This window comes from Carboxylicivirga sediminis, assembly GCF_018156225.1.
Lineage (GTDB): Bacteria > Bacteroidota > Bacteroidia > Bacteroidales > Marinilabiliaceae > Carboxylicivirga > Carboxylicivirga sediminis.
Genome location: NZ_JAGTAR010000016.1, coordinates 38,186 through 54,869, shown reverse-complemented (window position 1 = coordinate 54,869; position 16,684 = coordinate 38,186). Strand labels below are relative to the sequence as shown.

The window sequence follows — 16,684 nt, the reverse complement described above, 5'->3', positions numbered from 1 at the left end:
AAGTCAGGTAGGTGGCTATTGGGTCATCTTATCGGTAGATCACTACTTTTTTGCTGACATACTTACCTTTTTCCTCGATACTTAAGATATAAATTCCATTGCGCAAATCAGGATTAATAGTCATCTTCAGTTGGTTAAAATTAGGGTTTATATCCATTTCTTTTTGCTGTAACAAGGTTCCTTTTATATCAGACAAAACAAGCGATACTTTTCCTTTTTTTACGCCATGCACAGTTACCATCACCTGATCCTTTACAGGATTGGGATAGATAGTCATCGACTCTTCAATAACTAACTCAAGATCATGTATGCCCACATAGGAATTATTTCGATTATCGGCACCTATATTAGGGACTGAATCTGATACGCCAACCGGATTGCCAAACATATCTACATTGGGTGTGATTGCAATATCCTTGAAAATTCCCTTGCCGGCCATTGGAAAAACAGGTTCAGGAAATTGTTTCCCTGCATTAATAGCCGGACTATCATCAGTAACTCTATAGTCTTCAGTTGTTAAACCACCTCCATTCACATATAATGGATTGCCATTTACAGGACTACTATCATAATTTTTAAATGTACTAGTAATGTTGCCGTAATATAGGTTATTTGACATGTACAACTGGCTGCCTGGCTCAATTTCCATTGTTACCTCCTGTCCGATAGTAGCAGCTCCGGTAGCTTGAAAAATATTATTATAAACGAATATGTTTTTTCCTACAAAGGAGATATCCGGTGTAATGGCCGCATCCACATATACCGAATTATTATAGATAAAGCTACTATCGGATAAAATGTCACGATCTTTACCGGCATAAGCCGATACCCATAAGGTATTCCCTTTAAAATCTCGAAAACCATCATTCACACTGACATTAAAACGGTAGGTTGAATTCACATTTTCTCCCAATATTTCCACAAAACCACCTTCACTATCCTCGCTATAATTATATTGTATGATGATGTTGCGATTTCCAAAATCGATGTGCTGACTATAGGAATCGGCATAGCCACGAACACTATAGCATTTGTTATATTGAGAGATCCCATTGCGACTACTGAAGAACCAAACACTACTCCCCCGGTTGGCCATTCTTGGATCGGCATCTGACCCTGGCTCTTCAAAAATATTGTGTTCTATTAGGCAGTTATAGGTTTTGGTAGGAAGAATACAAGTTCCGCCTGTTTGGTAGAAATGATTGTTGCGAAACACCAGGTTCATATTTCGGTTGATAGAATCATTCCCTACACCTTCATCTCCTCCGGCATGACCGGTTTTTATGCCTAAACGGGTAGTGCGGGCTATATAACAATTCTCAACCAAAACATCCTGAATATTACGTTCTTTACCTACTTCGGTATTTTTGCTTGTGAAAAAGTTAATAGCCGAAACTTTTATAGCGTTAAAATCCTGATTTTCTGTAGTTGGCGCAAAAATATCACGAACGGTCAGATCATGAAAATGATAATTTCGTAGCGTATCAGGACCTGTATTCTGAACATCAATACCATAGGCCAGGTTATCAGACACACCGGCACGAGAGGTCTGACGATCATTGGTAATTTCGAGAAACGCCAATTCAATATTATCCTGATTGGTGATTGCAACCGTTGTTAAATGTGCACCACCTTCGGCTAATGCACCGTCCAGGACAGGCAAATCTCCTTCACCATATTTTCCAAAATATAATGGCATATCTTTTGTTCCGGAGTGATTGATTTGCAACTGACCAATAAAAGTATCGCCGGATTTAAACAGAACCGAATCACCCGGGTTTAAGAGTTGATCACTGGCACGTGCCAGACTGGCCCATGGATTTTCCGGCGATGTTCCTGCATTAGTGTCGTTTCCGAAAGAGCTACTTACATAGTACTTCTGTGGCTTAAGGTCGCCAGACTCATCAATGAGCACTAACTTGTCAAGCAATGGCGACCCAAGACCTTCCTCGGGGCTGAGCAATATGGAATTTGTACCCACTGAAAGCTCAACATCAAAAACTGTTTCGATGGCACTCCCCTGATAACACCAGACACCCGCCGGAAACTCTTTTGTTCCCAGCGAAACACCATTCACCTCTATTACTAGATCCACAGGACTAGCATTAAAATGATAAACCGATAGTTTGTAGTTACCTGCTTTGCTTATCTCAATATTATTAAAGCTAAGGGTATTACTGGCTTTATTGGACAATTTAACAAAGAAACCACCCGACGCATTGGCACAGCCTTCAACAACCTCAGCTGCTCCGCTCAATGTTCCATCTTCGGCTTGGGCTTGCCATACCACTGTTTGGGCTGTTAAGGCTAAACAAAAAGTTAAGCCTGCCAATATGAATATACCTTTCATCATCTTATATGTTTTGTCACAAAAATATCCATCTCCAACAATACACATTAACACATATCTGACAACGATTAGCAAATTTATGCAAACATCAAGCCCACTACACAAACCCAATCATCACATTTACAAACACTAAGACACAAATATGCATCATCATTCAGAAGTTACGACAAATAAAACACGACTCATATTGCAATTTCCGCTGGGCTTAAAATCAGAATTAAAATTCGGCAGAACAAGAATTAATCATTTAAACTGAATCACTCTGCAGGGGTCTTTAAGCGCTATTCCAATTTAAAGAAACTGCTATAAAATAAAACTGGCAACTAAGTTTCCCCAGTTGCCAGTTTACCCTGTTATGTCACAATTATCCTTCAATAATGATATTGATTTGCTTGCTTATTGACTTTCCTGCCTTATCTTTTAATTCAAGAGTCAAAAGGTATTGACCGCCTTTACAATCGGCAGGAATATATTCTTCAAACAATTGGTGGTTGGTTACTTCGTCTTCCTTTCCAGTTAAAGCAATTAGCTCCGGATTGTTGATTGGTTCCCATGGATCTGTTATACCATTTGATGATTTAGTCTGATTAAAGCTCAAAGTTATGATTAGACCTTCTAGTTCAATATCATCAGTAAAAGTACCAGATAAATCCAGACTATTTCCCTTTATTACAGTGGCCCCTTCCACAGGTTTTGTTATTGTCATTTCAGGATTCATAACATCCTTTGGCTCCGGTTCCACTTCGCTACCGCTGCCACCGCATCCTACTGCAATAAACATTACCAATAAGAATACACTGACTTCCAAAATCTTTTTCATAATAGTAGGTTCTAATATTTATTTTTGCGTTAATCTATCCACCATTCATCACCCCCAAGTGTCGGAAAAACACGATCTTTCAATTGTGCATTCCACTTTTCCCATTCTTGCAGAAGATGATTTGATAATTCTTCATTTTCGGCTTTTATATTCGTCTGCTCATTTATTTCATTCTCTATATTGTACAATTCAGAGGGACTGCTATTTTGATTATTATTAGCTACCAGTTTATTCATACCGTGGCGAATAGCCATGGCATTTTGCTCCCACTTGCGCCAGAAAAGATAATCATGAGGCTCTTCTTTTGATTCACCCGTCAAATAGGGAACTAAATCAACTCCATCCAAAGGGCGCTCAGCGCTTATTTCAATACCATTTTGTGCAACAATGGTTGCCATTATATCCATCGAGGAAATGGCTTTGTTATAAGTTTGACCAGCAGGAATAACAGCAGGCCAACGCATGGCAAAAGGCACTCGTATACCACCTTCAAACAAGTCGCCTTTTAATCCTCGCAAAGGTCCGTTATCAGATGCATTATTGTGTGCGCCACCATTATCTGACAGAAATACAACAATGGTATTATCATTAATTCCATTTTCCCTTAGGGTATTTAAAACACGGCCTACGCCATCGTCAACGGCACTCACCATGGCGGCATAAGTCCGGCGCTTTTTATCTTTTATGTCGGGGAAGCGTGACAAATACTTTTCCGTAGCTTGTAATGGTGTATGTGGTGCATTATAGGCCAGGTAGAGCATAAAATGCTCATCATTACTCGCTTTCTCTTTAATAAAGTTAACCGCAGCATCAGATAATTCGTCCGTCAGGTAATCATTTGTTTCCACTTTGTCCCTGTTTTCAATGATCTTGGTACGATACCACTCCCACATTTTTGTCACTTCCGACAGGTCGTTTAAATACAATTCATCGTGGTAATAATTATGTCCGCCCGACAAAAAACCATAGAAATAATCAAAGCCACGTTCCAGAGGATGAAAATTTGGATGTGTACCCATATGCCACTTACCTACTATGGCGTTTTTATAACCGGCTTTGCGCAATACCTGAGCCATGGTTTCTTCTTCCACAGGCAAGCCGGAAATAGGATTATTTGGATCAATTGATGGATTTGTTGTGAATCCAAATCGATCTTGATAACGCCCTGTTAAGAAACCGGCACGACTTGGTCCGCAAACAGGAAAAGTCACATAGCCCTGAGTAAAACGCACGCCCTGATCGGCTATTTGATCAATATTGGGCGTTGGAATATCTTTACACCCATTAAAACCAACATCGGCATAACCCATATCATCGGTCATGATCACAACCAAATTAGGTTGCTTAGGTGCATTTTTATCTGCCGACATATTGCATGAAACAGCTATAAGTGGCATTAATAGTAAAAGTAGATGTTTAAACATGAGTTTTATTTTAATACGATTTTCTCAACATTATCTTTATCAATTACCAGGTAATAAATACCCTTAGTATACCCTTGTAAGTTTAATAACGGACCTTTGGTATCTTTAATAAGTCTTCCCATTGAATCATACACCTTATAGCATGGCTCAATGCCATCTCCATCAATGTAAAAAGTACCATTGGATGGATTAGGATAGATTTTAAAATAGGATGCCTTAAGATCCTCAACGGAAGTATTTTCGTTAATATCTAATTGTACAGTAGTAAATACATCCTGATGTTTGTATAAGCTTGCTGTAATAGTAATAGTCCCATAATCAATAGGTATTAACAAACCCGTTGTTTGGCTAATAATGGCCTTGCTCTCATCGTCAACACTCCATAATACAGGGATATCTACTTCAGGATTAAGAGTGGCTGTTAATTGAGTTGGTACATCCACCATTAAAGCCTCCTTAATATCAGAAATTGTAAGTATTGAAGTAACTGCCTCATCCCAAATAAACACATCTGTTGTGCAATTTACCGACGGGTAATTTTCCATTGTAGTCACCACCTGAACACTTCCTTCAGAAATAGCATTTAATAGTCCATTTGTATTAATAGTAGCCGAACCGCTGCCTTCAATAACCGACCATATACAGGCTTCCCTTGCAGGAGTAGCTATCGCTTCAAACTGATAATCATTACCAGCTATCAGCTCATTTTCATTAAAGCCCTGAGCAGTTATCTTAAGGTCAGCAGCATAGAATGAAAAACTATCAACTGCTAAAGGTTTATTCTGTGCCGAAGCAATGAATAAATTCATGGCCTCACCCTTTGCCCACGAATCTTTGTTAGGTTTTAATGGCACTGAAAAGGTTTGCCAATCGGCACATTTGTGGCCGGTGATGGTATTGGGAGTTAGCGCTTCCCACGAGCCGGCAGTCACAGTGGTTTCAGCCCGTGTGGAAGCCTCGAAAAAGTAGAGTTTATCAGGCGTCAGGCCTTTCATATTTCTGCGCATACTTATGACACTTCCGTTGACAGATACATTTAAAGCGTATTGGTTATCATCTTCAAGCCTTAGTGTTGTTGTGGTAGCCTCACCATTTTTTTGCTTATATCCCTCAGTCAATAAATCATCACCTTCTTTATAACTTTCAAAATCATCGTAAAAGAGATAAGCAATAGAACTTGTTTTCTCAAAACTGACTTCCGGCACAAGCGCTTTTAATTGCTCACGCAGTTCTTGAGCTATTGCGGCATATGTCTCATCAAAAATGACATTGTTCCACTCATTTTTATCCACCGAAAGGTCGTATAATTCCTCGTCTCCAGACGGATAAAGAATATATCGGTAGTCTTTTGACCGAACCGCATAGTTTTGCTTAGCTATTTCTGAGGAAGCCGGATTAACGACTGATTCAAGAGCCACCTCAGGTCCTTCCCAAGATGCAGTATTTGGGTTCTCTAAAAAGGCACGTAGACTGTGTCCATCCAATTCGGCTCCCTGTGCATTCTTTTGGGTCTCCCCTGTCCAGGCACATAAATCCTTAAAAGTTGGGTAGATATCAATCAAACCTACCGGGTGTGATACAATAGCCCCTTCAGAGGCACTAAAACCCGGGGCCTTTACCATAAACGGAATTCTTGTGCTTTCTTCCCACAAGGTATTTTTAGCCAAACGACACTTTTCGCCCATATGAAAACCATTATCGCCACACAGGATAATAACTGTGTTATCAGCGAACGAACTGTTTTTTATGGCATTATGAACGACTCCAACCAAGCTGTCGGCAAAAGTAATACAGGCCAGTTTACTTTGCACATAACGGCGCAAGCCTTCTTCAGCTGTAGCGTAGGACACCAGCAGGGAATCAAAGTCATTAAATCCGCCTATACTGAAATGTTGCCCGTAGGTATCTTTTAAATCATTCTTTAGTATTTCCGGTATCATCACCTTATCCAAGGGATACATATCGAAAAATCGTTGCGGCACCACATGTGGGGTATGGGGTTTCATACCTCCATAAGCCATAAAAAATGGTTTGTCATTACCCTGAGCTTTTAAGGTTTCGTGCTGTTCAATCCACTGCATTACAAAATCTGCACTTATTTCATCGCACATTTTATCCCGGTCGCTGGACGATACATATCGAAATGGCGTACTGCCATTGTAATCGTTACGCCATCCACCTGGTGGCACATCAGATAAAGGCGCAAATGAGCCATTTAAAAGCCCAACATTACGAAATGGTTCTGGTACCGAAGGATGCGGAATCGGATTAGTACCGTCCCAGGCATAGGGTCCCTGGTCTTGCTTCTCTCCCTTTACTTTTGAGGGATCATCCCCGCTTCGATGAAATATTTTGCCGGTACTATAAGTTTCATAACCATTTTCAGCAGCATACTCCATAATGAACTTGGAATTGCTCAAAACCTCATTATCGGCAATATGGGCAAATCCAAAATTACCTGTTGTTGAAGGATACAAACCCGATAAAAAACTGGCTCTGGAAGGTGCGCAAATTGGAGCATTGGCATGGGCATTTGAAAAGAACACACCCTCATTCGCCAATTGGTCGATATTGGGTGTTTTAGCCTGGGGATGACCTCCCATTACGCCAATGTAGTCGTTCATATCATCCAGTACAATCAGCACGGCATTCATCCTTTCCTGTGCATTACCGCCCAGACAAATCACTCCCAATAAAAGTATAAATACGCCTCTTAACATCTTCTATCAATTTTAGTTCCTGACCAGTATTTTTTTTGCCTGCACCATTTTATCTGTATTCATATTGATAAAGTACAAGCCATTCGCTAAGCCGCTCACATTTAAAATATACTGACGGACTCCTTCCAGAGTCTTTTCCTTAACCAACTGTCCGGAAACATCATAAAGCTGCATATAGACTTTGGGCTCATTCATTTTAAGTAAAATAGTGGCCTGTCCGTTCACCAGTGGATTTGGGTAAACCGAAAAGAAATCAGCCTGTACCAAATCATTATCAAAAATTCCGGTATCTTCCTGGTAGTCTTCAACATTAATTTCACACTCAGCAGATATGTTTGGACTGCCAATTACCCTAGCTGTTATAACTGCCTGCCCCTGATGATGTGTTAGAATCTGTCCATGCTCATTAACCGTTGCAACAGCCATATTATTGCTGCTCCATTCAATGGCGTAACTGCGGCTGGAATTAACTTCTGCTGTTAGGCTGGCAGGCTTGCCTGTGGTTATTGTCAGCACATTATCTGAAAGTGTGATGGTACTGGCTTCATCCGGACTGCCAACTTTAACAACACATTGCTTAAATACTTGTTGAAGATCTACGACCCGGGCTATAACAATAGCATACCCATCACTAAGAGCGGTGACCTTACCATTTTCATCCACCGATGCTACAGAAGGGTTATTGCTGTTCCATTCTATCACATCATTAAAGGCATCATTGGGCAAGATGGAAGCCTCTAGCTGGTATGTATCATTGCTATTAAGTTCAATATTCTCACGAGACAAGTTCACTTCCGTTGCCCACACCAGCTCATCGTGTACCAAACCTAAAAAACGTGGGTGAATTAAACCCTTTTCCCATTCGGCTTGAATTGCTTGTAATTCATCTCGCTGGGGCTTATAATCAGCATTCCAGTATAGATTCTGTCCATCTGCATCGCTTTCACTGATATTGGTATTCAAATTGTATAACCTTGGATTAGGACTCTCAGCCATAAACCGTATGTATTTCAAATCACCGTAACGCACGGCATGACGATCCTGATCAAACTTACGGATATGAATTGTTTCATGGGGTCTTCCGCTTTGCTCGCCATTCAGATATGGGATCAGGTTAACACCATCCAGTGGTTTATCAGGATTAACTGGTGATTCTGACAGTGCTGATAAAGTGGCGAAAATATCGAGCGATGATACCGGGAAATCATAAGTTACATCACCATCAATCTCACCAGTCCATTGCATGGCAAAAGGCACACGGTATCCGCCTTCAAACACATCGCTTTTGCCACCACGAAGAATACCGTTATCTGAGGCATTTTTACTTTCTGGGCCACCATTGTCAGACAAGAAAAAGATAATGGTATTCTCCTCAATATTTAGCTCCTGTAATTTATCAAGCACTTTACCAACACCTCTGTCTACCGCATTTACCATAGCCGCATAAATTTTCCGTTTATCAGTTAACGACGGAAATAAAGCCAGATCTGCATCTGTAGCCTGCATAGGCGAATGAGGTGCATTGTATGAAAGAAACAGAAAAAATGGATGGTCCTTATGACGACTGACAAAATTTACAGCCTCATTGGAAAATTCATCGGTGATATATTCGTCTGTTTTTTCTGGTTTATGGTTTCTTAAAATCCATGTCAGGTAGCTTTCTTCCTCATTGGTTGCTGCATAACTATCTTCAATAGTCAGGTCTTCCGGAAAATATCGATGCCCCCCACCCAGATGACCATAAAACTCATCGAATCCACGATTTAAGGGATGGTTGGAAATATGGGCTCCCAAGTGCCATTTGCCTATAATACCGGTTTTATAGCCTACCTGTGATACGGATTCAGCAATGGTCATTTCATCGAGTGGCAAGCCCATATACGGATCATCAACACGGTATAAAGGATTGCGCTCAAAACCGAAACGTTGTTGATAGCGCCCTGTAATAAAACCAGCCCGACTCGGACCACAAACGGAATAAGTGGTATAAGCACTGGTAAATTTAATACCATTGTCGGCAATGCGGTCGATGTTGGGCGTAGGAATTTCGGTGGAGCCATTAAAGCCCACATCGGCATAGCCCAAGTCATCGGCCATAATCACAATAACATTGGGTTTTTCCTGACCACTTGCCAGCAAACTAACCAGCAATAAAACAATCAATACAATACACTTATTCATATAACTTAGATTCATTTTACTAATCATCAATAAAGCATTCAAATAAAGTCAAAGACTCATCATTACACTGTAGGTATATTACCAACTATCAATCACATATTACCAATTTGGCCAGCTGGAATTTGTTGCCTTGCATAATGTGCATAACATATATTCCCGTTGACCAGCTATTTACCGGAATCTGCTGATGCGCGCTCACTAGCTCTAATTGCTGTATCTTAGATCCAGTTGCATTATAAATGGCCACATCCGCCTTACTCCCGGCAAAGTCTTTCATTTCCACATTTACCAATTTATTGGCAGGATTTGGATACACCTTTATCAACTCTGCTTCGACCCTGTTAATGCCAACATCTTCATTTGGTAATTCGCTTAACTGAATCGTTAAGAATCGGGCTGATCCGGCCGGGATTGTGATACTTAGCTCATCTGCAGACGATGATATAGTTCCAATCACGTCAGAACCACCCAACTGATCAAAGACCTGACACTCGCCATTGATGGAAGTGCCAGCCTTTAATTTCACAGTGCGCTCCACAGGCGATAATTCGTGATTATCCATTAGAAAGGCAAAGTAAGTATAAGGATCATCCTTTTGTTGCGTGAACTGCCAAAAGCAATCTCCCTCCACATAAAAATCAAGGTTATTAAGCTGAGACAGCACTTCAGTACTTATCGTTTCTTTGGCTTCATACAGTGACATATCGTTCCAGGTATCTCCATTGGTTTGATAAGCAGCATTACACCATGAATTGGCTTCAATTTCAGAGGCCTGAGTGGAAGGCACAATGGTTACAAACCCTCCGGTCATAGTAGGAAACATATTTTCCCAGCGACGTTTTGTTCCATACAGGTAGGCGGTTGCATCAGTTTCCGGAATATCAGTATAGGCATTCCAGCAGGCCAATCGGTTGAATACGTAGTTATCGGTTTCGGGCTGATACAAGTAATGATCGTGATTAATGCTTTGCTCGGTGAGACGGTTACTTCGATTATAAATGCCTACCGATACCGGAGAAATACCTTTTATTTGGTCAACATCAGGTGAATTCGGATAAATCCCTTTGTCTACCAGCTTCAGAAAATTTAAAATTCCTTTCTGAAAGACCTGTGTCCATTGCTGGTCTGCGCCGCTGACATCACCACGTTCGTATAACGGATTATTGAGTGCCGTAATGGAAGTTACTCTAAACACTTTGGCTCCCAGGCTATACTGCGACAACATCTGTCTTAATACAACATGGGCATTACGCATGCCCCCCCATTCTGCCACGCGGTTAGCCGACAGGTTATCACCGATCACGTTACACCCCCAGGTCTCCACATCGCCATTCATCCATAAACCAACGCGCTCGGCCAGACTAATGTCCAATTCGGTCACATTTGAATTTTCGACACCAGGAACCAGTATATCTTTATACTTTGGAAAATAGCTATCAGCCTGATTTTGTGATAAAGCGGTAAACGTTGCACCCTTTGCACATAGCATCACCATTGGAGGTACTGCACCTATTTGTTCAGCACGAGCCAATAAAGCATCAAGGTGAGGAATATAAGATTCAAAATCAACATGTTCGTTTAATTCACGCGTGCGCGCCATCATGTAACATTCGCCATCAACAACTGATGCCTCATAACAATCTGCTAAGTCTTCCGGGGTGATGAAAATATGAGGTCCATGCCCTATTTTCAGGCAGAAATAAGCCCCTTTTTGAGCCAGGGCTGCACAAAAATTCTTAACCCCTTCAGCAGTGACAGTTTCTTTATCGCATTCGGTAGCCATTCCGTAAATACAGGAATTGACACTGGCTGCCAGGCGTATTTTTGTTGAACGATAGTTTTCCTGCCCCCCAATTTTATCGTACCACTCTTGCTGTGCATCATACACCTTTTGTGCCTGTACAGCGCTATTTTCTGGCGTCATCTCCCACCATAAGCCACTGGCAAAATAATCGAGGTACCAAATAGGTTGTTCGCCAACGGCCAGCGTTCCAGCAAACTGATCAATCTGATCTGTCAGTTGGTCTAAATTCCGGTCTACCTCACCCAATTTACCTAAACCGTTTATTGTTCGTGCTTGAATTTTCCAATTCGGGTTTGAGAAATCCACCACGTAAAAATGATCATCTCCATTGATAGGGCCGGACAGAACCATTTTATCAGCCCCACCATTTCTATTCTCCAAACAAGCACCATCTGAAAAATGATACGTACAATGCGCCCAGGTATAATCAGATATAGCGAGAGATTTAGTTGAGGCATCATACTGCGAAAGAAATAAGTCATCGCCATATATGGTGAAGACTTCCGCTTTACCGTCGCCATCAAAATCACCGGGAACACCATGCTGCATCAGGTATTTGCCTGTAGCTGTTAAATCTTCTTTATCTGAATCCTGAAAGCCATGATTTTGAATCAGATAAGTCTTGGCGTAGCTTCTATAATTACCAAGCGCCAGTTTCTCTGTATCGGCTAACATGCTTGAAAACAACTTGGTCCGTGGTCCATCTTCCGGATGAAAAACACCCCAATGCGCTACCAGCTCCGGACTGCCATCACCATCCACATCAAATACGCGAGGCAACTGTTTATCGGTAAAGCCTAGGCCTGACACCACATTATCAGCTACAGGATCGGCATCACCATTCCAGTATACCGGTCGTTCATATGTAGCCAGGTCGATGATGTCAATAAAATTATTGCCTTCAAAACTCTTGCGATTGACAAAAGCAACTACTTCATCGGTTCCGTTTCCATCAAAATCACCGGCCGCCACATGACGAACTAAGCCAGACACACCACCTGCTTTCCCTGTTTCAGGACGGAAGGTTTTAAGCAACACACCGTCATTGTTCAGAATATAAACCATGCCATCAACTCCTGAAGTAACAATTACCGTTTGGCCGCCTGTGCCTTTAGCCACCGTTGCCGAGTATAAAGCACCTGTGCTTACCTCTTTATCAATTAACAGCTCACCGCTTGATGACAGGACTCTGATATGACCGTCGGTGCCCGGCAAAAGAATTTCATCGCCAGAGCTAGCGTCTGTTACATCACCGGCAACAACTCTTAATCCCATTGAAGGCAAAGCATCATATTCCCATAAGCGATTGTCGGCAGAAGGTTCTGTTATCTGGTCAACACGCTTAAATGCAATTACCTTGCCTTCAACTGTCATTGCCACCAGATGATCTTTAGCTCCTACCTCATCAAAATCAGCCGTTGCAATATGTATTAAATTATCACCTTGTGTGTTAAATGGCTGAAAAGCACTGCTAGTTTGTGCAACGATTGCACCCGTCAACAACAACATACAAATAGGTAGAAATATTCGCATCATTACAATTTCAGTTTGTTAATTTTTCCGTTCTCGTCAAAAGTGAGCTCGTCAAAGCAAACTGAGCGTCGGTAGTTGTTGTTGGATAAGTCCATGTTGTGGTAAAAAACATACCATCGTCCTTTAAATTGCACAATGGAACCATGGGAGGTCCAGGAGCTCACCACATCCATTACTTCACCCTGAAACGTAAAAGGTCCCATGGGATTCTTACTGGTGGCATATACCAGGGTACTGGTCTTCCCCCAACCATTGGAATATAACAGATAGAAGGTATCGTTACGTTTAAACACCCAAGGCGCTTCACCATAAAAACCTCCAAAATGTTCCTTGTCACCTTCAATACCCTTAATCTTTAAGTCTTGCACATCACCCTTTAAGGCCATCATGTTATTTTTGAGTTTCACCACCTTGGGTTCGCGGCAGCCAAAGTACAGGTATGCCTGCCCTTTCTCAATTAATACAGAGGGATCAATGGGTTCTTTGCCAATGTGCTCTATCTGCCCGGTATTATCAATCAATGGCTCTCCCAACTCATCCACAAAAGGGCCAGTTGGGGTATCACTCACTGCCACGCCAATTTTGGCACGCTCCACCGGATAATAGAAGTAGTATTTGCCGTTTTGCTCCACACAATCGGGTGCCCAGGCCCATTTATTAGCCCAGTCTATATCTTTTAAACTCAAAATAGCTCCATGGTCAGTCCAGTCAATCAGGTTATCCGTTGAAAACACGTGCCAATCAATCATGTTAAAATAGGTGGCTGTATCCTCATCGTGAGAGGTGTATACATACAATCTATCGTTAAACACATGTGCGGATGGATCTGCTGTATAAAGATGCTTCACAAAAGGATTGCCTTTTTTCTTGAAATGGACTTCGTTGATCGATTGTATGGTAGCAGGTTGGCCGTTTAAGTAGCCTAACGAAATCAGAAACTCATCGGCATCTATCATGGTCTGATAGTACATTTCTTCACTTTGTCCTCTATTAAAAAAGGCATGTCCCTGACCTTCATACAGCAGTAAATCGCAGCGTTGCCCCAGATGCTCCATCTTTGTTTTATACGCCTTTGCCATGTCTGGCGTAAAGAGTCTGTCCTCTGTTCCCAACATGATTAATGTAGGTGGTGCTGATTCACTCAGGTTATGGTGGGGTGAGAAATGCTTATAAAATTCACCAACCCTTTCATATCCATATCCATCCGGTCCGTTATTCAGCACCGGATTAAACAACACCAGGGCCTTTGGCTGACACGAGATGGTTGAGTCTTCTCCCGATTCATTAAAACCCGACAAAACTGCTGTTGATGCTGCTATATGTCCACCGGCAGAACCTCCTCCGGCAAGTATTTTTTGTGGATCTATACCATATTTCTCCGCATTAACATGCACCCATCTCATGGCCGACTTACCGTCTTTGATGCATTCTACAGGAGTTGTGCCGTTGCTCTTTTCTGTCCGGTACTGCGCACTCATGGCTACCATGCCCCGTGAAGCCAGGTAGCGACATTGCCCGTAAAAATGATCAGGACTTCCTTGTTTAAACCCTCCTCCATGAAAAAACACAATGGCAGGTTTAGCTTCATCCATTTGGTGACCAGTGGGGAAGAAAATATGCATATTTAGCTCAGTTCCATTGATAGTTTTATAAGCCGCAATGGTATCCGGCTTTATTTGAGCATATAAAGTTCCTGTAACAATAAAAATCAAACTTATGATTAAACTCTTTCTCATGTTCTTATCTTCTTAATCTATTTCACTACGATAGCGATACATCTCGTAGGTCGTTTTACGGATGTAACTAATCAATTCGTAATATATCTGGTCGGTCATGGAAACCAGCCCACAATTAGCATTTTCGCCATTGCCACGCCCGGCTGTTGTGGAATTGGCCCACATAAACCAATGTGTACCCACGCACCTTGGGTTTCTCATGGCTCCTTCCACAAAATTTTGATATTTCTCCCCTCTGTTGCGCTGGCTGGAGGCATAGCCAAGTCCGGTGAAGAATTTACCGGCATCCAAAGCACCAAAATTAAATTCAGAGATGATAAATGGCTTATCAATATCCTTGGCCGGATAAGGATAAAACTCCACCTCATTTTCGTAGGCATTGAAAGACAATATATCCAGGTATTTGGCTGCTATTGATGTGTTAATGTAGTTTTTATGATTGCCATGCCATCGACAACCTATATACATTTTATTAGGTGCATATTTGTCAATAAGCTCTTTAGTGGTTTTAAAATACACTTCGCACATATTTGTGTAATGCTTTATATTGTATTCCTTTAACCCCGCCACTTTTATTGCTCCGGCCTTCACTTTGCTTGTTAACAATTCATCCCAGGATTTAAATGATGCACCTGTCATTTCATTAAACGAGCTTATGTGCTTTAACTCTTGTTGCAAGAGATTGATGTATATTTTCTTTCCGACACAATCAGCACCTTTTTCCAAAGAATATATGACCAAACTATTGGGATTACCCCAATGAATTTCATTATTGATAAAGAAACCAAAGAAATAGGGATCGTCTTTTACAAATGATGCTTTATCCATTATTTTTTGCTCTAACTCGGCCTTCCAGCGCGAATCAAATACGTCAGGAAGCTTCTCATTAATGCCCGGAAATACGGAATTGATATAGACCGTATATGGTAATTTTATTTCTTCTGGATATTCTCCAATTGTTTCTGCCGACCAACCACCTAGCGTATTTAAACCCCAGCTCTTCATACGCTTTAGAGAAGTGGCAACATATTTAGCTTCGCTATGCTCACCGTATTTTCGATAAAGGTTGGCTAATCCATGCTTGTATTCATTCCTGGCAAATAACATTTTATTACCAGATTCCTTTTGAGGAATACCCTCAAAAAAGTGCTCACGTCCTTTGGTAGGTGTTGGAATCTCTAAACGACCAGCACTATTGACACCGGTTGACCAAAACAAACAGCCTTCCGGATCAATTATCCACCAACGACCACTTACTTTCTGAGTTCTGAAATGTCCTGTAGCCTCAAATTTGGGTCCGTTGGCAAAACCACCAAATTGGTTCCACTCTTTAGAACCCGGATACTGCTTTAAATCTTCTTTCTCCTTTTTAATGGCCTCTTCAAACTGGCTGTCATTGGTAATTTTACCCGGCCAGTTGCCATGTTTGTATTGTCCGTATTTATTGATGAAAGGGAAAAAAGCCGCTTTATCATTTTTATATAAATGAGGTAAAGCAGCTTTATTTTTATACAAGCGCTTAAGACGCACTTTTCTCTCAAAATCCTGAATCGGGAAAGTAATTTCCAATGCCTTAATGTGCCTGGCATCGATACCGGCATAATTCAAAATAACACCTTCAGGCATGCCTTTCATCTGCGGAAAATCAGCATATTGCGGATAATCGGGAGCATTGATTTTATCACGAATCATCACACAGTTGTATGTTAATGTTTCATTGGCTTTTAAAAAACCGATGTGCTTGTTATTAACCGGATAAAATGTCTTTCCCCTTCGGGGATTATCATAGGCTATAATTGGCTCAAAACGTATTTCCTGAGAAGATTTATTCTCAATATCAATACTCAGAAACACCCACTCCGTCAAATCCCAATACTTATCTTCAGGAAAAAACACAATACTGCCACCTTCACCGGCCTTTATATGGCAAATAATGGCCTCTGAAGTAACAACGGCCTCAATATTCTGTAATTTATATTGCTTAGGCGAAACGTTAATAATATTCAGAAGGTTTTCACTCTGCTCTTGAGCTGACAACACAAGAAAGTTAAAAATGAATAGTATAAGCATTGACTGTTTCAACATGTTTGTCTCTTCCTTTAGTTTAACCTTAATT

Annotated in this window: 8 protein-coding genes; all 8 read right to left on the bottom strand. The window is 41.2% G+C overall.

Translation table 11 applies throughout. The features are described 5' to 3' along the window. Nucleotides 1-28: 28 nt before the first annotated feature. Nucleotides 29-2,353 (bottom strand): T9SS type A sorting domain-containing protein, encoded by a 2,325-nt coding sequence (locus tag KDU71_RS11420; protein ID WP_212190971.1) that lies wholly within the window; start codon nucleotides 2,351-2,353, stop codon nucleotides 29-31. Nucleotides 2,354-2,714: 361 nt separating this feature from the next. Then, entirely contained in the window at nucleotides 2,715-3,170 is a 456-nt protein-coding gene (locus KDU71_RS11415) for a DUF4625 domain-containing protein (RefSeq protein WP_212190962.1), read from the bottom strand. A gap of 29 nt (nucleotides 3,171-3,199) precedes the next feature. After that, nucleotides 3,200-4,594 (bottom strand): sulfatase-like hydrolase/transferase, encoded by a 1,395-nt coding sequence (locus tag KDU71_RS11410; protein WP_212190960.1) that lies wholly within the window; start codon nucleotides 4,592-4,594, stop codon nucleotides 3,200-3,202. 5 nt (nucleotides 4,595-4,599) lie between these two features. Then, nucleotides 4,600-7,314 carry a sulfatase-like hydrolase/transferase gene (locus KDU71_RS11405; RefSeq protein ID WP_212190958.1) on the bottom strand — a complete coding sequence of 905 codons (2,715 nt, stop codon included), beginning with the start codon at nucleotides 7,312-7,314 and terminating at the stop codon, nucleotides 4,600-4,602. A gap of 12 nt (nucleotides 7,315-7,326) precedes the next feature. Continuing rightward, nucleotides 7,327-9,495, bottom strand: coding sequence for a sulfatase-like hydrolase/transferase (locus KDU71_RS11400; RefSeq protein WP_212190956.1), 2,169 nt, complete (start codon nucleotides 9,493-9,495; stop codon nucleotides 7,327-7,329). 88 nt (nucleotides 9,496-9,583) lie between these two features. Then, nucleotides 9,584-12,835 carry a T9SS type A sorting domain-containing protein gene (locus tag KDU71_RS11395; protein WP_212190954.1) on the bottom strand — a complete coding sequence of 1,084 codons (3,252 nt, stop codon included), beginning with the start codon at nucleotides 12,833-12,835 and terminating at the stop codon, nucleotides 9,584-9,586. Continuing rightward, nucleotides 12,835-14,568 (bottom strand): family 43 glycosylhydrolase, encoded by a 1,734-nt coding sequence (locus tag KDU71_RS11390; RefSeq protein ID WP_212190952.1) that lies wholly within the window; start codon nucleotides 14,566-14,568, stop codon nucleotides 12,835-12,837. Before KDU71_RS11390 ends, KDU71_RS11395 begins: the two co-directional genes overlap by 1 nt. Before the next feature lie 12 nt (nucleotides 14,569-14,580). Next, nucleotides 14,581-16,653, bottom strand: coding sequence for a hypothetical protein (locus KDU71_RS11385; RefSeq protein ID WP_212190950.1), 2,073 nt, complete (start codon nucleotides 16,651-16,653; stop codon nucleotides 14,581-14,583). Nucleotides 16,654-16,684: the final 31 nt, after the last annotated feature.